The sequence below is a fragment of the Micromonospora sp. NPDC048894 genome (assembly GCF_040649765.1).
Classification (GTDB): Bacteria; Actinomycetota; Actinomycetes; order Mycobacteriales; family Micromonosporaceae; genus Micromonospora; species Micromonospora antibiotica.
Genome location: NZ_JBEZFY010000003.1, coordinates 8,045 through 27,741 on the forward strand (window position 1 = coordinate 8,045; position 19,697 = coordinate 27,741).

4 protein-coding genes are annotated in these 19,697 nt (G+C 74.5%); all 4 read left to right on the top strand.

Annotated features, from left to right (window positions below; genetic code table 11):
* Positions 1–16: 16 nt before the first annotated feature.
* The 4 genes from AB0C22_RS07380 to AB0C22_RS07395 are packed head-to-tail and all read left to right on the top strand — an operon-like array spanning position 17 to position 19,687.
* Entirely contained in the window at positions 17–10,219 is a 10,203-nt protein-coding gene (locus tag AB0C22_RS07380) for a type I polyketide synthase (RefSeq protein ID WP_357534053.1), read from the top strand.
* Positions 10,219–14,634: a type I polyketide synthase gene (locus tag AB0C22_RS07385; protein WP_357534055.1), complete on the top strand. Its 4,416-nt coding sequence runs from the start codon at positions 10,219–10,221 to the stop codon at positions 14,632–14,634. Before AB0C22_RS07380 ends, AB0C22_RS07385 begins: the two co-directional genes overlap by 1 nt.
* On the top strand, positions 14,631–18,461 hold the full coding sequence (locus AB0C22_RS07390) for a beta-ketoacyl synthase N-terminal-like domain-containing protein (RefSeq protein ID WP_357534057.1): 3,831 nt from the start codon (positions 14,631–14,633) through the stop codon (positions 18,459–18,461). Before AB0C22_RS07385 ends, AB0C22_RS07390 begins: the two co-directional genes overlap by 4 nt.
* On the top strand, positions 18,458–19,687 hold the full coding sequence (locus tag AB0C22_RS07395; protein WP_219463249.1) for a cytochrome P450: 1,230 nt from the start codon (positions 18,458–18,460) through the stop codon (positions 19,685–19,687). The genes AB0C22_RS07390 and AB0C22_RS07395 overlap by 4 nt, the downstream gene beginning before the upstream one ends.
* The last annotated feature ends 10 nt before the right edge of the window (positions 19,688–19,697 follow it).

Genomic DNA, 19,697 nt, shown 5'->3' on the forward strand with positions numbered 1-19,697 from the left:
GGCGGAAGAGACCGACATGGCCGACGAGAAGCTGCTCGGATACTTCAAGAAGGTCAGCGCCGACCTGTACAAGGCCCGGCAGCGGCTGACCGAGCTGACCGAACGGGACCGGGAACCCATCGCCATCGTCGGGATGGCCTGCCGCTACCCGGGTGGGGTCGGCTCCCCGGAGGACCTGTGGGACCTGGTCGCCGAGGGCCGGGACGCCATCTCCGACTTCCCCACCGACCGGGGCTGGCCGGCGGACCTCTACGATCCCGACCCGGAACGGGCCGGCCACAGCTACGCCCACGAGGGTGGCTTCCTGCACGACGCCGCCGACTTCGACCCCGCCTTCTTCGGGATGAGCCCCCGGGAGGCGCTCGGCGTCGACCCGCAGCAGCGGCTCCTGCTGGAGATCACCTGGGAGGCGTTCGAACGGGCCGGCATCCTCCCCGCCTCGGTGCGGCGTACCCCGGTCGGGGTGTTCACCGGCATCATGTACGGCGACTACGGCCTGCGGGTCCGCGACGTCCCCGAGGAGTTCGAGGGCTACCTGCTGACCGGCAGCGCCGGCAGTGTCGCCTCCGGCCGGATCGCCTACACCTTCGGCCTGACCGGTCCCGCCGTCACCGTCGACACCGCCTGCTCGTCGTCCCTGGTCGCCCTGCACCTCGCCGCCCGGTCGCTGCGCGCCGGGGAGTGCACGCTGGCCCTCGCCGGTGGCGTCACCGTGATGGCGAGCCCCGGCACGTTCGTCGAGTTCAGCCGGCAGCGGGGGCTGGCCCCGGACGGCCGGGCCAAGTCGTACTCGGCCGCCGCCGACGGGGTCGGCTGGGCCGAGGGCGCCGGCATGCTGCTGTTGGAGAAGCTCTCCGACGCCCGCCGTCACGGCCACCCGGTGCTCGCCGTCGTCCGGGGTTCCGCGATCAACCAGGACGGTCCGTCGAACGGGCTCACCGCACCCAACGGCCCCGCCCAACGCGCCGTCATCCGGCAGGCCCTCGAATCCGCCGGCCTGACCCCGACGGACGTGCAGGTGGTGGAGGGTCACGGCACCGGCACCCGGTTGGGTGACCCGATCGAGGCGCAGGCGTTGTTGGCGACGTACGGGCGGGGTCGGTCGGTGCCGTTGTGGTTGGGGTCGGTGAAGTCGAACATCGGTCATGCGCAGGCGGCGGCGGGTGTCGCCGGGGTGATCAAGATGGTGTCGGCGATGCGGGCGGGGGTGGTGCCGGGGTCGTTGCACGTGGCCGAGCCGTCGGGGTTCGTGGACTGGTCGTCGGGTGCGGTGCAGGTGGTGACCGGGTCGAGGCCGTGGACGGCGGAGGGCCGGCGGCGGGCGGGGGTGTCGTCGTTCGGGATCAGTGGCACCAACGCGCACGTCATCCTGGAGGAACCGCCCGCCGTGACGGACCCGTCGCCCGACGGGTCACCCGCCGAAGCGGGCCCGTCGGCCGGGGCCACAGGCGAGTCCGACGCCGTACCGGTGACGCCGTGGCCGGTGTCGGCGCGGACGACCGCCGGGGTACGGGACCTGGTCGAGCGGCTCCGCCCGTGGAGCGCCGCCGCCGACCCGACGGTGCCGGCGGCCGACGTGGGTTGGTCCCTGGCGTCGACCCGGACGGTGTTCGACGACCGCGCCGTGCTGCTCGACGGCGACGTCGTCGCGGACTCGGCCTCGGTGCCCCCGGAACTCCGCTGGTCGGCGGCGGTCCCACCGGCAGGCGACGCCGAACCGTCGTCCCCGGCCGGGACGGACGTCGACTCCCGGGTGGTGGCCTCCGGCCTGGGTCTGGTGTTCGGGGGTCAGGGTGGTCAGCGGGTGGGGATGGGTGTGGGGTTGTGTGGGGCGTTTCCGGTGTTCGCGTCGGTGTTCGACGAGGTGTGCGCGCTGTTGGGTGGGGAGGTGCGGGAGGCGGTGACCTCCGGGGTGGGTTTGGACGACACGGGTGTGGCGCAGCGGGCGTTGTTCGCGGTGGAGGTGGCGCTGTTCCGGCTGGTGGAGTCGTGGGGTGTGCGGCCTGCGGTTTTGGTGGGTCATTCGATTGGGGAGATCGCGGCGGCGCATGTGTCGGGGGTGTTGTCCCTTGCGGATGCCGCAACGTTGGTGTCGGCGCGGGCCCGTTTGATGGCGGGGCTGCCGGTGGGTGGGGCGATGGTGTCGCTGCGGGCCTCCGCTGATGCGGTGCAACCGTTTCTGTCCGACGACGTGGTTGTTGCGGCGGTGAATGGTCCGTCGGCGGTGGTGATCGCCGGCCCGGAACAGCAGACCTTGCGAGCGGCAGATGCGGTGGCGACCGCGTTGGGGGTGCGGCAGCGGCGGTTGTCGGTGAGTCATGCGTTCCATTCGCCGTTGATGGAGCCGATGCTCGACGAGTTCCGCACGGTGGTGGAGGGGTTGTCCTTCCGGCCGGCGCGGATTCCGGTGGTGTCGACCGTCACCGGAACGGTCGAGGATCTTGCGGATCCGGGGTATTGGGTGCGGCAGGTGCGTGAGCCGGTGCGGTTCCACGAGGCGATCGAGGCGGCTGGTCCCCGCTCTTGGTGGGAACTCAGCCCGGATGGTGGTCTGTCGTCCCTGCTGGCCGACGGTATCCCGATGCTCCGGCCGGGAGCCGACGAGGCGGTGTCGGCGGTGACGGGGTTGGCGCAGGTGTGGGTACGCGGCCACGACGTGGACTGGCGGGCGTACTACGGCGGGGGGAAGGTCGTCGACCTGCCGACGTACCCGTTCCAACACCAGCGGTACTGGCTCGACGCCGGGGCCGGGCGGGGCGACGTGACCAGCGCCGGCCTACGCTCCGCCGGGCACCCGCTGCTCGGCGCGACTGTCGAACTGGCCGCCGGTGACGGCGTGCTGCTCACCGGACGGGTGTCCCTGCGTACCCATCCGTGGTTGGCCGACCATGCGCTGCTCGACACCGTGCTCCTGCCCGGGACGGCCTTCGTGGACCTCGTCCTGCGCGCGGGCGACCACCTCGGCGTCAGCGTCGTCGACGAGCTGACCATCGCCGAGCCGCTGGTGCTCACCGATGAACCGGTGGAGATCCAGGTGGCCGTCAGCGCGCCCGACCCCGACGGCAGACGACCGGTGACCGTCCACTCACGCCCGCACACCACCGGCGGCGAGGACCCCGCCTGGACCACCCACGCGGAGGGGCTGTTGACCGCCGCGCCCCCCACCACCCCCACCGGGCAGGAGACCTGGCCGCCACCCGGCAGCCGCGAGGTCGACGTCACACACGCCTACCCCCGCCTGGCCGAGGACGGCCACCGGTACGGCCCGGCGTTCCGTGGCCTGCGCCGGCTGTGGCACCTCGGCGACGAGATCCTCGCCGAGGTGGGCCTGCCCGCCGACCGGCACGCCGACGCCGACGCGTTCGTGCTGCACCCCGCCCTGCTCGACGCCTGCCTGCACCCGCTGCTGCGTGGCGTACTCGACGACACCCGCCCCGGTGGCCTGCCGTTCTCCTGGAGTGACGTGCAGGTGCACCGTGGCGGCGCGACCACCCTGCGGGTACGGCTGCGGGAACAGTCGACCGGCAGCCTCACCCTGACCGGCTACGACGAGTCCGGTGCGCCGGTGGTCACCGTCGGAGGGCTGCTGTCCCGCCCCGTCTCCGCCGAGGCGCTGCGGTCCGCCGGGCGGCCCCACCAGGAACACCTCTACGAGCGGGTGGCCGTGCCGGTGGCGGCCCCGCCCGTCGCCGCCCCCGCTCCGGCCTTCGACGCGGGCCCCGCCCCGGTGGCCTGCCACCACCTGACCGTCGACCCCGGCCACCCCGACCTCGCCGGCCGTACCCACGCCGCCGTCGCCGCCGCCCTCGCCCTGGTCCGTACCCTGCTGACCGACGCGTACGCCGACACCCGGGTGGTCGTGGCCGGTGAACGCGTCGCCGACGATCCCGCCCTGGCCGCCGCCTGGGGGCTGCTGCGCAGCACCCAGACCGAGAACCCCGGACGGCTCGTCCTGGTCGACACCGACGACCCGGCCACCGTCCCCACCGTCGCGGCCGGGCTCGCCGCCGGTGACGAACCGGAGGTGAGCGTCCGGGCCGGCACCTGGACCGCCGCCCGGCTGGCCCGGGTCGCCACCCCGACGGCCCGACCCGTGCGCCTCCCCGGCCCGGTGCTGGTCACCGGCGGCACCGGCGGGCTGGGCGCGCTGGTCGCCCGCCACCTGGTGACCACCCATGGCGTACGCGAACTCGTGCTGGCCAGCCGCCGGGGCGTCGGAGCACCGGGCACGGGCGAACTGGTGGCCGAGCTGACCGGCCTCGGTGTCACCGTCAGCGTCGCCGCCATCGACGTGGCCGACCGGGACGACCTGGCCCGGCTGCTCGACAGCCATCCCGTCCGTTCGGTGGTGCACACCGCCGGGGTGCTCGACGACGCGGTCGTCGGCGCACTCACCGACGAGCAGCTCGCCCGGGTGCTCCGCCCCAAGGTGGACGCCGCCTCCCACCTGCACGAGCTGACCGCGGACCGGAACCTGGACGCGTTCGTCCTCTACTCCTCGTCGGCCGCCGTGTTCGGCGGCCCCGGGCAGGCCAACTACGCCGCCGCCAACGCGTTCCTCGACGCGCTCGCCGCCCACCGCCGGGCCCGGGGGCTGCCCGCGCTGTCGCTCGGCTGGGGACTGTGGCAACAGGACGGCGGCATCACCGCCGCCCTCACCACCGCCGACCGGGACCGGATCACCCGGGCCGGCATGACCCCGCTGGACCGGGCGGAGGGGATGGCCCTGTTCGACACGGCGGTCAACCTGGCCGCCGCGACCGGCCACCCGCACCTCGTACCGATGCGGATGGACCTGCCGAGGATCACCGGTGAGCCGCCGGCGGTGCTGCGGGGGCTGGTCCGTCGCCCGGCCCGGCGGGCCGTGGCGGCGGCCGACCCCACCGCGGTCTTCGCCGGGCAGCACGGCGCGGAACTCACCGCCACCCTGCTCCAGGTGGTACGGGAACGCGTCGCGGGCGTCCTCGGTCACTCCGGCGTCGACGCGGTCCCCGCCGACCGGCCCTTCACCGAGCTGGGCTTCGACTCGTTGACCGCCGTGGAACTGCGCAACGCGCTGGCGACGGCGACCGGGCTGCGCCTGCCCGCCGGGTTGGTGTTCGACCATCCCACCCCGTCGGCGGTCGCCACCTGGCTGACCACGAAGATCGCCGGTGCCCCCGCTCCCGCCCCGGTCGCCACCCCGATCCGTACCCACGACGACCCCGTCGTCATCGTCGGGATGGCCTGCCGGCTGCCCGGCGGGGTACGCAGCCCCGAGGACCTGTGGCGGGTGGTCGCCGAGGGCACCGACGCGATCGGTGACTTCCCGACCGACCGGGGCTGGGACCTGGACCACCTCTACCACCCCGACCCGGACCACCCCGGCACCACGTACGCCACCCAGGGTGGCTTCGTCGACGGGATCGCCGACTTCGACCCGGCCCTGTTCGGCATCTCACCCCGGGAGGCGTTGGCGATGGACCCGCAGCAGCGGCTGCTGCTGGAAACCTCGTGGGAGGCGTTCGAGCGGGCCGGGATCCCCCCGCTCGCCGCCCGGGGCTCGCGGACCGGTGTCTTCGTCGGGGTCAGCAGCCAGGACCACGGCTCGCTGCTCGCCACCGTGCCCGAGTTCGAGGGGCAACTGCTCACCGGCAGCGCCAACAGCGTCGCGTCCGGCCGGCTCGCGTACCACCTCGGCCTGGTCGGCCCGGTCCTCACCCTGGACACGGCGTGCTCGTCGTCGCTGGTGGCCCTGCACCTGGCGGCGAACGCCCTGCGCGCCGGGGAGTGCGATCTCGCCCTCGCCGGTGGTGCGCTGCTGATGTCCACCCCGACCCTGTTCGTCGAGTTCAGCCGGCAGGGCGGGCTGTCGCCGGACGGCCGGTGCAAGGCGTTCTCGGCCGACGCGGACGGCACGGGATGGGCCGAGGGCGCCGGGATGCTGCTGGTGGAACGCCTCTCCGACGCCCGCCGCCACGGCCACCCCGTGCTCGCGGTGGTGCGGGGCAGCGCGGTGAACTCCGACGGCGCGTCGAACGGCCTGACCGCGCCGAGTGGCCCGTCCCAGGAACGGGTGATCCGCCAGGCGCTGGCGGTGGCGGGCCTGTCGGTGTCCGACGTGCAGGTGGTGGAGGGCCACGGCACCGGCACCCGGTTGGGTGACCCGATCGAGGCGGAGGCGTTGTTGGCGACGTACGGGCAGGGTCGGTCGGAGCCGTTGTGGTTGGGGTCGGTGAAGTCGAACCTCGGCCACACGCAGCACGCGGCGGGTGCCGCCGGGGTGATCAAGATGGTGCTGGCGATGCGGCACGCGACGGTGCCGGGGTCGCTGCACGTGGCCGAGCCGTCGGGGTTCGTGGACTGGTCGTCGGGTGCGGTGGAGGTGCTGCGGGAGTCCCGGCAGTGGACGGTGGCTGACGGTGGTCGTCGGCGGGCGGGGGTGTCGTCGTTCGGAATCAGTGGGACGAACGCGCACGTGATCGTGGAGGAGCCACCGCCGGTGGAGGCGGACGCGGTGGTGACGGGGTCACCGATCCCGGTGGGGGTGACGCCGTGGCCGGTGTCGGCGCGGACCGCCGCCGGGGTGCGGGAGTTGGTCGGGCAGCTCGGCGCGTTGACGGTCGGTTCGGGACCCGGGACGGGGGCGGACGGCGGTCCGTCGATGCCGACCGCCGTTGACGGGGTCGACGGTGATCCGCCGGAGTCGACAGTCGTTGGCGGGGTGTCGGGGGTGGATGTGGGGTGGTCGTTGGCGTCGACGCGGTCGGTGTTCGACGAGCGGGCGGTGCTGCTCGACGGTGTGGTGGTCGCGGATGGGGCGTCGCTTGCATCTGGGGTGCGGGCGTTGGCGTCGGGTGGGTTGGGTCTGGTGTTCGGGGGTCAGGGTGGTCAGCGGGTGGGGATGGGCTCGGGTCTGTATCGGGCGTTTCCGGTGTTCGCGTCGGTGTTCGACGAGGTGTGTGGCCTGTTGGGGCCGGATGTCCATGAGGCGATCGGCTCTGGTGTGGGTCTGGATGGGACGGGGGTTGCGCAGCGGGCGTTGTTCGCGGTGGAGGTGGCGCTGTTCCGGCTGGTCGAGTCGTGGGGTGTACGCCCTGCGGTTCTGGTGGGTCATTCGATCGGGGAGATCGCCGCCGCGCATGTGTCGGGGGTGTTGTCCCTGTCGGACGCGGTGGTGTTGGTGTCGGCGCGGGCTCGTCTGATGGCGGCGCTACCCGCCGGGGGAGCGATGGTGTCGTTGCGGGCCTCGGTGGGGGCGGTGGAGCCGTATCTGTCTGGTGGCGTGGTTGTTGCGGCGGTGAATGGTCCGTCGGCGGTGGTGATCGCCGGTCCGGAGCGGGAGACCCTGCACGTGGCGGAGACGGTAGCGACCGCGTTGGGGGTGCGGCAGCGGCGGTTGTCGGTGAGTCACGCGTTCCACTCGCCGTTGATGGAACCGATGCTCGACGAGTTCCGCACGGTGGTGGAGGGGTTGTCCTTCCGGCCGGCGCGGATTCCGGTGGTGTCGACCGTCACCGGAACGGTCGAGGATCTGGGGGAGCCGGATTACTGGGTGCGGCAGGTGCGTGAGCCGGTGCGGTTCCACGAGGCGATCGAGGCGGCTGGTCCCCGCTCTTGGTGGGAACTCAGCCCGGATGGTGGCCTGTCGTCCCTGCTGGCCGACGGTATCCCGATGCTCCGGCCGGGAGCCGACGAGGCGGTGTCGGCGGTGACGGGGTTGGCGCAGGTGTGGGTACGCGGCCACGACGTGGACTGGCGGGCGTACTACGGCGGGGGGAAGGTCGTCGACCTGCCGACGTACCCGTTCCAACGCCAACGGTACTGGCTGACGCCGGCATCCCGTACGGACGTGGCGGGCGTCGGCCTCGACCCGGTGGAACACCCGCTGCTGGGCGCGGCCGTGGAGCTGTCCGACGACTCGTTCGTCCTCGCCGGCGTACTGACCGCGTCGGCGCTGGCCGAGGCCGGGCCGCACGTCGTCCTGGCGGAGGCGGCGCTGGCGGCGGCCCGTCACGCGGGCGTCACCGGCGTCGCCGAACTCGTCCCCGAGGTGCCGCCCGAGCACCCCGGCCCACTGCGGGTCACCGTGGACGGCGTCGGCTTCACCATCGCCTCCCGCCCCAACGGCACCTGGGTCGAACACGCGACCGGGCAGCTCTCCGCCGAACCCGGCGACGGCGGCGCACTGCCCACCGCCGTGCTCCGCTCCGCACTCGACGACCTCGCCCCCGCCCGGCCCGTCCGCTGGACGAACCTGACCGTGCACCGGGCCGACCCTGCCGTGGACGTCGAGATCGCGCACCACGACACCGGACACGTCCGGATCGCCCTGGTCGACCACGACGGCACCGTCACCACGGAAGCCGAACTCGAACTCGGCGGCGACGCCGGCCCGTCCGTCGGCGACGCCCTGTTCCACCTGGAGGACCGGCGCGTCCCGACGCGGGAGACGGGCGGTGTGCCGGGTGACTGGGCGGTGCTCGGTGACGACGAACTCGGGCTGCTCGACGGGCTGGACGGCCTGCGCCGGCACCGTACCCTCGCCGAACTGCTCGACTCGGCGGCCGGCCGGCCGGACGTGCTGCTCCACCCGCTGACCTACCCGGACACCGGGGACCCGGCGGCGGACGCGCACACGGTGGCGCAACGGGTGCTGAAGCTGTCCCAGCACTGGCTCCGCGACGGGGCACTCGCCCCGTGCCGCCTGGTGTTCGTCGCCTCCGGGGTGGACCGGGACGTCGTGCTCGCCACCGCCTGGGGGCTGGTCCGCTCGGCGATCAGCGAGTACCCGGACCGGTTCGGCCTGGTCACCCTCGACGGGGACCGCCGCTCGGCGCGGGCGTTCCCGGACGCCCTGCTAGCCGGCACCACCGAACTCACCGCGACCGGCGGTGTGGTGACCACCCCGACGCTCGTCCGCAGCCGGGGTGCCACCCCGACGTCCCGCCGGTGGGCCGGACCGGTGCTCGTCACCGGCGGCACCGGTGGGCTGGGGGCGCTCGCCGCCCGGCACCTGGTCACCACCCATGGCGTACGCCGCCTGCTGCTGGTCAGTCGGCGCGGGCCGGCGGCCGCGGGCGCGGCGGAACTCCGCGCGGAACTGCTCGACCTGGGCGCACAGGACGTCACCGTGGCCGCCTGCGACGTGACGGACCGGGACGCCCTCGCGGAACTCCTCGCCGGGACCGACCCGGCCCACCCGCTACGCGCCGTGATCCACACCGCCGGGGTGCTCGACGACGGTGTGCTGCCCGCGCTGACCCCGGAACGGCTGGACGGGGTGCTGGCCCCGAAGGTCGACGCCGCCTGGCACCTGCACGAGCTGACCCGGGATCTCGACCTCGACGCGTTCGTGCTGTATTCGTCGATCTCCGGGCTGCTCGGCCCGCCCGCCCAGGCCAACTACGCGGCGGGCAACTCCGGGCTGGACGCGCTGGCCCGGCTGCGCCGCCACCTCGGCCTGCCCGCCGTGTCGCTGGCCTGGGGACTGTGGGCGCAGGACAGCGGCATGATCGGCACTCTGGACGCGCACGACCGGGAACGCGTCGCTCGGACCGGTGTGGTGCCGATGACCGAGGCCGAGGGCATGGCGCTGTTCGACCTGGCGCTGGCCCACGACCGGGCCGTGCAGGCGCCGGTCCGGCTCGACCCGGCCGCGCTGCGGGCGATCGACATGCCGCCGCCCGTGCTCCGCGCCCTGGTCCGCACCCCCCGTCGTACGCCGGGGGAGCAGCGACCGGCCGCCGACCGGCTCGCCGCGCTCGCTCCGGCCGACCGCCGCCAGGCGGTGCTGGACCTCGTCACCGCCCAGGCGGCGAAAGTGCTCGGCCACGCCGACCCGACCGAGGTCGACCCGGGCCGCCGCTTCGCCGACCTGGGGGTGGACTCGCTGGCCGCCACCCAGCTCCGCAACGCGGTCAGCACCGCGGCCGGTGTGCCGCTGCCGGCCGGGGTGGTGTTCGACCATCCCACCCCCGCCGCGCTCACCGACTTCGTCTGCGGGCTGCGCTGGCCGGACCAGGAGCGGGAGGACGGTTCGGCGATGGCCGCCCTCGACCGGCTGGAGGCCGCGCTGCGCACCGGGGACGCGGGCGGCGACGAGGTGGTCGACCGGCTGGAACGCCTCCTGATCGAACTGCGTCCACCCGCCGACTACGGCGACCCGGACACCGACGACCTGGACACGATCCCGGTGGACCGCCTCTACGACATCATCGACCAGGGAACGGAGCTGTGATGGCCGAGGACAGCGCCAAGCTCGTGGAGTACCTGCGCAAGGCCACCACCGACCTGCGCCGGTCACGGGCCCGCGTCGCCCAGTTGGAGAGCCGGATCAGCGAGCCGGTGGCGATCGTCGGAATGGCCTGCCGGCTGCCCGGCGGGGTACGCGGCCCGGACGACCTGTGGCGGGTGGTCGCCGAGGGGGTCGACGCGGTCGGTGGGTTCCCGACCGACCGGGGCTGGGATCTCGCCGGGCTTTACCACCCCGACCCGGACCACCCCGGCACCACGTACGCCACCGGTGGTGCCTTCCTCGCGGACGTCGCCGGCTTCGACGCCGACTTCTTCGGCATCTCCCCCCGGGAGGCGTTGGCGATGGACCCGCAGCAGCGGCTGCTGCTGGAAACCTCGTGGGAGGCGATCGAACACGCCCGCATCGACCCGGGTTCGCTCGCCGGCAGCCCCACCGGCGTGTTCGTCGGCACCATGTACCAGAACTACGCCTTCGGCGGTCAGGACGTGCCCGACGAACTCGAAGGGCTCCTGATCAGCGGCAGCGCCGGCAGTATCGTCTCCGGCCGGATCGCCTACCAGTTCGGCTTCACCGGGCCCGCGGTCACCCTCGACACCGCCTGCTCGTCGTCGCTTGTCGCCCTGCACCTGGCGGCGTCGGCGCTGCGTGCCGGGGAGTGCTCGCTGGCGCTCGCCGGGGGCGTGACGGTGATGCCCACCGCCGACCTGCTGGTGGAGTTCGCCCGGCAGCGTGGCCTGGCACCGGACGGCCGGTGCAAGGCGTTCGCCGACACTGCCGACGGCGTCGGCTGGGGTGAGGGCGTGGGCCTGCTGCTGCTGGAACGCCTCTCCGACGCCCGCCGCCACGGTCACCGGGTGTTGGCGGTGGTGCGGGGCAGTGCGGTGAATTCGGATGGTGCATCGAACGGCCTGACCGCGCCGAGTGGTCCGTCGCAGGAGCGGGTGATTCGTCGGGCGCTGGCGGTGGCGGGCCTGTCGGTCAACGACGTGCAGGTGGTGGAGGGTCATGGGACGGGTACCCGGTTGGGTGATCCGATCGAGGCGGAAGCCCTGTTGGCGACGTACGGGCGGGGTCGGTCGGTGCCGTTGTGGTTGGGGTCGGTGAAGTCGAACATCGGTCATGCGCAGGCGGCGGCGGGTGTCGCCGGGGTGATCAAGATGGTGTCGGCGATGCGGGCGGGGGTGGTGCCGGGGTCGTTGCACGTGGCCGAGCCGTCGGGGTTCGTGAACTGGTCGTCAGGCTCGGTGGAGGTGGTGCGGGAGCCCCGGGAGTGGACGGTGGCTGAGGGGGGTCGTCGGCGGGCGGGGGTGTCGTCGTTCGGGATCAGTGGCACGAACGCGCACGTGATCGTGGAGGAAGCACCGCCGGTGGAGGTGGGCGGTCCGGCGGGGTCGGATGTGTCGGTGGTGGGGTCGCGGGTGGTGGTGACGCCGTGGCCGGTGTCGGCGCGGTCGGTTGCGGGGGTGGGGGAGTTGGTGGGGCGGTTGCGGTCGTTGGCGGCGGGGTCGGAGGGGCCGTCTGCTGCGGATGTGGGGTGGTCGTTGGTGTCGACGCGGTCGGTGTTCGCGGAGCGTGCGGTGCTGCTCGACGGTGTGGTGGTCGCGGATTCGGCGTCGCTGACCCCGGAGTTCCGGGTGTCGGTGTCCGGTGCGGTTGCCGCTTCCACAGTGGACCCGGTTGCGGCGTCGTCAGGTGGTGCCGCGTCTTCAGTCGCGGTGTCGTCCGGTGGTGTTCCTGTCGGGTTGGGTCTGGTGTTCGGGGGTCAGGGTGGTCAGCGGGTGGGGATGGGTGCGGGTCTGTACCGGGTGTTTCCGGTGTTCGCGTCGGTTTTCGACGAGGTGTGCGACCTGTTGGGTGGGGAGGTGCGGGAGGCGGTGACCTCCGGGGTGGGTTTGGACGACACGGGTGTGGCGCAGCGGGCGTTGTTCGCGGTGGAGGTGGCGCTGTTCCGGCTGGTGGAGTCGTGGGGTGTGCGGCCTGCGGTTCTGGTGGGTCATTCGATTGGGGAGATCGCGGCGGCGCAGGTGTCGGGGGTGTTGTCCCTTGAGGATGCCGCAACGTTGGTGTCGGCGCGGGCTCGTTTGATGGCGGGGCTGCCGGCGGGTGGGGCGATGGTGTCGCTGCGTGCCTCGGTGGAGGCGGTGGAGCCGTTCCTGTCGGGTGGTGTGGTGGTGGCGGCGGTGAATGGTCCGTCGGCGGTGGTGATCACCGGCCCGGAGCAGCAGACCTTGGAAGCAGCGGAGGCGGTGGTGACCGCGTTGGGGGTGCGGCAGCGGCGGTTGTCGGTGAGTCATGCGTTTCACTCGCCGTTGATGGAGCCGATGTTGGATGAGTTCCGCACGGTGGTCGAGGGTCTGTCGTTCCACCCTGCACAGATCCCGGTGGTGTCGACGGTGACGGGTCAGGTCGGTGGTCTGGGGGAGCCGGATTACTGGGTGCGGCAGGTGCGTGAGCCGGTGCGGTTCCACGACGCGGTTCAGGCGGCGGGTCCCCGGTCGTGGTGGGAGTTGAGCCCGGATGGTGGTCTGTCGTCGCTGCTGGCCGACGGTGTCCCGATGCTGCGGCCCGGGGTCGACGAGGCGGTCAGCGCGGTGACGGGGTTGGCGCAGGTGTGGGTGCGGGGTCATGAGGTGGACTGGCGGGCGTACTACGGTGGCGGGCAGGTCGTCGACCTGCCCACGTACCCGTTCCAACACCAGCGGTACTGGCTGGCCGCCGGTCCGGCGACGCCGCCGCTGTACGCGGTGCGGTGGACGCCGACGGACCTGCCCGCCGGGGAGGCGCCGGTGCTCGACTGCGCCGGCAGCGGCACCGCCGAGGTGCTCGCGGTCCTCCAACGGCGGCTCGCCGAACCCACCGGTGGTCGGCTCGTCGTCGGTTTCGACGGCACCCTGCCGGCGGCCGACGGGGTGGCCGGTCTGCTACGTGCCGCCCGGACCGAGCATCCGGGCCGGGTGGCCCTCGTCGACCACGACGGCAGCCCGGCGTCGCTGGCGGCACTGCCGGCCGCAGCCGCCGCCGGCCACGACGAGGTCCGGCTGCGTGCCGGCGTCGCCAGCGTCCCGGAGTTGACCGCCGCCGCCACCGGACCCCGCCCGCCGGTCGACGGCACGGTCCTGGTGACCGGGGCGGCGGGTGCCCTCGGCAGCGCCGTCGCCCGCCACCTGGTCACCGCGTACGGCGTCCGCGACCTGGTGTTGCTCGGCCGCCGTGGGGCACCGGACCTGGCCGCCGAACTGGCCGCGCTCGGCGTCACCGCCACTTCGGTCAGCGGCGACGTCACCGACCCGGACGCGGTGGCTGCCGCGCTGCACGGGCGCACCCTGCGCGGGGTGGTGCACGCGGCGGGCGCGCTCGCCGACGGGGTCCTGTCCGGGCTCACCCCCGACCAGCTCGAGCTGGCCTGGCGGGCCAAGGTGACCGGCGCGCGGGTCGTCGACCGGCTCACCCGCGACACCGACCTGGCCTTCTTCGTGCTGTTCTCGTCGGTCGCCGGCCTGTTCGGGGCGGCCGGTCAGGCCGCGTACGCCGCCGCGAACAGCGCGCTGGACGCCCTCGCCGAGCGTCGCCGGGCGGCCGGGCTGCCGGCCACCTCGATCGCCTGGGGGCCGTGGTCCGGTGCGGGCATGACCGGGGACCTGGGCGTCGCCGACCGGGCCCGGCTCGCCGCCGCCGGCCTCGACCCGCTGCCGGTGGCCACCGGGCTGGCCCTCTTCGACGCGGCGCTGACCAGCACCGAACCGGTGGTCGTCGCGGCGGCCCTGCGCACCGCGACCCTCGACCCGACCACCGCCCCGGCCCTGCTGCGGACCCTGCTGCCGGCGGGGGAACCCACCTCCCCGCCCGTGCTGGACCTGACCGGCCTGGACGCGTCGGGCCGTCGGCAGGCGGTCACCGACCTGGTCCGGGCCACCGCCGCCACCGTGCTGGGCCACCAGCCGGGCACGCTGCTGCCGGTGACGGGCGCCTTCCACGACCTCGGCTTCGACTCGCTGACGTCGGTGGACCTGCGCAACCGGCTGAGCGCGGCGACCGGGGTGCCGCTCGGTGTGGGTGCGGTGTTCGACCATCCCACCCCGGCGGCACTCGCCGCGTACCTGCTCACCCAGCTCGACGCCGCCACCGACACGGACCCGGAGGACGAGCGGATCCGCGCGACACTACGCGCCCTCCCCGTGGACCGGCTGCGCCGCGCCGGCCTGCTGGACCGGCTGTTGGCCCTGGCCGACGAGCCGCCGCGACCGGACGAGCCGCCGCGACCGGACGAGCCGCCGCGACCGGACGAGCCGCCGCGACCGGACGAACCGGCGGGGCGGACCGACAGCCCGGACGACCTCGACGCGCTCTCCGGCGAGGAACTGCTCGCGCTGGCCGCGCAGACAGTGGGGCAGCAGTGAGCGCCGGCACCGAACAGTACGTGGCGGCCCTGCGTAACGCGCTGCGCGAGGTAGACCGGCTGCGCGGGGAACTCGACCGGGCCACCGCCCCGGCCGCCGAACCGATCGCCGTGGTCGGGATGTCCTGCCGGTTCCCCGGCGGCGCGGACACCCCGGACCGGTTCTGGGAACTGCTCGACGAGGGCCGCGACGCGGTCGTCCCGTTCCCCACCGACCGGGGCTGGCCGTCGGACCTGCACGATCCGGACCCGACCGCTCCCGGGCGCAGCTACGTCGACTCCGGCGGGTTCCTGCCCGACGTCGCCGGGTTCGACGCCGGCTTCTTCGGGGTGTCACCCCGGGAGGCCTCGGCGATGGACCCGCAGCAGCGGATGCTGCTGGAGTTGGCGTGGACGGCGGTCGAAGACGCCCGCATCGACCCGGAACGGCTGCGCGCCACCGAGACCGGGGTGTACGTGGGCACGAACGGCCAGGACTACCCGCTGCTGCTCGCCCACGCCGCCGGTGACACCGAGGGTTTCCTGCTCACCGGCAACGCGGCGAGCGTCGCCTCCGGCCGGATCTCGTACGTGCTGGGGCTGACCGGGCCGTCGCTGACCGTGGACACCGCCTGCTCGTCGGCGCTGGTGGCCGTGCACCAGGCCGTCCGCGCGCTGCGCTGCGGCGAGGTGCCCCTGGCCCTGGTCGGGGCGGCGACGGTGATGTCGACACCGGTCGGGTTCACCGAGTTCAGCCGCCAGCGGGGATTGGCCGCCGACGGCCGGTGCAAGGCGTTCTCCGCCGCCGCCGACGGGGTCGGCTGGGGGGAGGGTGGGGCGGTGCTGCTGCTGGAACGGCTCGGTGACGCGCTCGCCCACGGGCGTACCGTGCACGCGGTGCTGCTCGGCAGCGCGGTCAACTCCGACGGGGCGTCCAACGGGTTGACCGCGCCGAACGGCCCCGCCCAGCGGCGGGTGATCGAACGGGCGCTCGCCGACGCCGGGCTCACCCCCGGTGACGTCGACGTCGTGGAGGCGCACGGCACCGGCACCCGGCTCGGCGACCCGATCGAGGCCGAGGCGCTGCTGGCCAGCTACGGCCGGGGTCGGGACCGACCACTGTGGCTGGGCTCGGTGAAGTCCAACCTGGGCCACACCCAGGCCGCCGCCGGCCTGGCCGGGCTGGTCAAGCTGGTGCTGGCGCTGCGGCACGGGCGGTTGCCGCGTACGCTGCACGCCGCGACCCCGACCACGGCGGTGCGCTGGGACGACTCCCCGGTGCGGCTGCTGACCGCCGCCCAGCCGTGGCCGCGTGGGCCGCGCCCGCGCCGGGCGGCGGTGTCGGCGTTCGGGATCAGCGGCACCAACGCCCACGTCGTCGTCGAGGAACCACCCGCACCGGCCGCCGACGGGCCGGCTGTCACCCCGCTGCCCGCGGTGCCCTGCCTGCTCTCCGCCGCCGACCCGCAGGCCCTGCGGGAGCAGGCCGGCCGGTTGGCGACGCTGGTGCGGGCCGACCCGACGCTCACCCCGGCGGGGCTCGGCCTGGCGCTGGCCACCGGGCGGGCGGCCCTGCGACACCGGGCGTGCGTCACCGCGACCGACCGCGCCGGGCTGCTCGCCGGTCTCGCCGAGCTGGCCGATGCCGGGGTCGGCGCGGGCACGACCTGCGGTGGTGACCTCGCGGTCCTGTTCACCGGGCAGGGCGCGCAGCGGGTCGGGATGGGCCTGGCGCTGGCCGAGCGGTTCCCCGCCTACGCGGAGGCGTTCGCCGAGGTCTGCGGGCACCTCGATCCGCTGCTGGACCGGCCGCTGGCCGACGCCGTCGCCGACGGCGGCGGACTCGACGACACGGGCACCGCGCAGCCGGCGATCTTCGCGGTGGAGGTCGCCCTGTACCGGCTGCTGGGCGCGTACGGCCTCGCCCCGGCCGCCGTCGCCGGGCACTCCGTCGGTGAGTTGACCGCCGTGCACGTGGCGGGCGCGTTGTCGCTGGCCGACGCGGCCACCGTGGTCGCGGCCCGGGGCCGGCTGATGGCCGCGCTGCCGGCGGGCGGGGCGATGCTCGCCGTACGGGCCGACGAGGCGGAGGTGACCCCGCTGCTCGGCGACGACGTCGAGTTGGCCGCCGTCAACGGTCCCCGGGCGGTGGTGCTCTCCGGCACGGTCGACGGGGTGGAGCGGGCGGCCCGGCTGCTGCGGGCCGGTGGTCACCGGTGCCGGCGGCTCGACGTCAGCCACGCCTTCCACTCCCGGCTGATGGAGCCGGCCCTGGCCGGGTTCGCCGAGGTACTGGCGGGGGTACGGTTCACCGCGCCCCGGCTGCCGGTGGTGTCCACCCTGACCGGGGCGGTGCTGACCGTCGAGGACCTGGCCGGGCCGGGGCACTGGCTGGCGCACGCCCGCCGGCCGGTGCGGTTCGCCGACGCCGTACGCGTGCTGGAGCGGCGCGGGGTACGCACCTTCCTGGAGGTGGGGCCGGCCCCGGCGCTGACCGGCACGGTGGTGGACTGCCTGCGTACGCCCACCGACGCGGTGGCGGTCCCGACGTTGCGTCCCGACGTGCCCGATCCGGTGTCGGTGCCGGTGGCGATGGGCGCGTTGCTGGTCCGGGGGCACCTGGACCGGGCGGCGGTGTTCGCCGGCACCCGTGCCGCACCGGTGGCGCTGCCCGGTTACCCGTTCCAGCGGACCCGGTTCTGGCCCGACGCCCGTTTCGGGTCCGTCACCGGGCGCACACCGGCGGTGCCGTCGGCACCCCGGCAGACGGCTGCGGCGGTCGGCCCGGGGGCGCTGCGTGACGTGGTGCTGCGGCACGTGGCGGCGGTGCTCGGCCACGGCGCGGCCCCCGTCGACCCGCACCGGTCGCTGGCCGAGCTGGGCCTGACCTCGCTCAGCGCGGTGGAACTGCGCGACCGGCTGACCCAGGCCACCGGGCTGCCCGTCGGCACCGCCGACCTGCTCACCGCCGTCACCGCCGACGAACTCGCCGGCACCCTCGCCGGGCGGGCCGACGAAGACCCCGGCGACGGCGCGGTGCGGGCGGCGTTCGCGGCGGCGTGCGCCAGTGGTGACGTACCCGCCGGGTTGGACCTGCTCGCCGCCGCGGCGGACCGGGCGTCGGCCGGCGGCGCCGCCGCCCCCGCGCTGCCGCTGGTGTTCGCCGAGGGCGACGGCCCGCTGCTGGTCTGCCTGCCCAGCATGGTCGCCCCGGCCAGTCCCTACCAGTACGCCCGGCTGCTGGCCTGCCTGGACCGGCCCGCCGTGGTGCTGCCGCTGCCCGGCTACCGGCCGGGGGAGGCGCTGCCGACCACCCGCGCCGAGGTCGTCGACGCCCAGGTCGCGGCGCTGCGGGCGCACCTCGGCGACCGGCCGTACGTGCTGGTCGGCTACTCCTCGGGCGGCTGGCTGGCGCACGCCGTGGCGGCGGCCCTGCACGACCTCGGCACACCGCCCGAGCGGGTGGTGCTGGTCGACGTGCACGTCCCGGGCGGGTCCTGGTATGCCGCGACGATGCCGACCCTGTTCACCCGGCTGGCCGCCGACCGGAGCGTCACCGAACTGGTCACCGACCGGCAGCTGCTGGCCATGGGACGGCACCTGGCGCTGTTCGCCGACTGGCGACCGCAGCCGCTGGCGGTCCCCGTCACCCACCTGCGGGCCGCGGCGGCGCCCGGCGGGCGGGAACCGGGCTGGGCGGCCGACACCGGGTGGCACACCGTGCCGGGCGACCACCTGGGCGTCCTCACCGGCGACGCCCCGACCACGGCCGCCGCGCTGGCCGACTGCCTGCGGCCGGCACCGACGAACACCCCACTGATCCCCTCACCGACAGGGCGGAGCCGATGACCATCGGACAGCAGGAAACCTCGACCCCCCACCCGGCGGACATGCTCACCGAGGAGTTCGCGCAGGACCCGTACCCGGGGTTCGCCCGGCTGCGTGACGGCGGCACGGTGGACCGGTTCCGGCTCAAGACGTTCTCCACCGCCGTGTACGCCTGGCTGGTCACCCGGCACGCCGACGCGCGCCGGCTGCTGGCCGACCCGAGGCTGTCCAAGGACGCCGGACGTATCGCCTCGGTGATCCGCGCCCAGGCCGTCGACCCGGACGAGCACGTCACCGACAACCCGCCGAGCATGCTGTTCAGTGATCCGCCCGACCACACCCGGCTGCGCCGGATCGTCGGCGGCGCGTTCACCACCCGGCGGGTGCAGAGCCTGACCCCGGTGATCGAACGGTTCACCGACGCCGCGTTGGACCGGATCGTCGCGGGGGAGACGGTCGACTTCGTGACCGACGTCGCGCTGCCCGTGCCGATGGCGGTGATCGGCTCGCTGCTAGGCATCCCCGAGGAGGCGTTCGACGACTTCCGCCGGTGGAGCGCGGAACTCGGCAGCGTCGGCACCTCGCTTTCCGACAAGCAGCAGGTGATCGCCGACGCCTACGGCTACGTGCGGGACCTGATCGCGGTCAAGCGCACCGCGCCGGCCGACGACCTGATCAGCGCGCTCATCGCCGCCGACGACGAGGGCGGCCGGCTGGCCACCGACGAGTTGCTGTCCACCGTGTTCCTGATGATGAACGCCGGCTACGAGACGACCGCGGCGATGCTCAGCAGCGCTGTGCTGCTGCTGCACCGGCGGCCGGAGCTGCGTGCGGAGCTGGCCGCCGACCCGGGGCGGGTGCCCGCGTTCGTGGAGGAGGTGCTGCGCTACGAGAGCCCGTTGAACCTGAGCACGATCCGGTTCACCGAGCAGGAGGTGACCGTCGGCGACACGGTCATCCCGGCCGGGGAGATCGTGTTCATCTCGCTGTGCGCGGCCAACCGCGACGCCGACCGGTTCCCCGATCCCGACGCGGTCCGCCTCGACCGCGACGGCCATCTGGCGTTCGGGCACGGCATCCACCACTGCCTGGGCGCACCGCTGGCCCGGCTGGAGGGCCGGGTGGTGTTGCAGCGGCTGCTGGCCCGCCACCCGCACTGGCGGCTGGCCGTCGCCGACGACGAGGTCGCCTGGCGGCACAGCCTCCAGTTCCGCGCCATCGAGTCGCTGCCGGTGCGCTTCGACTGAACCCCACCAT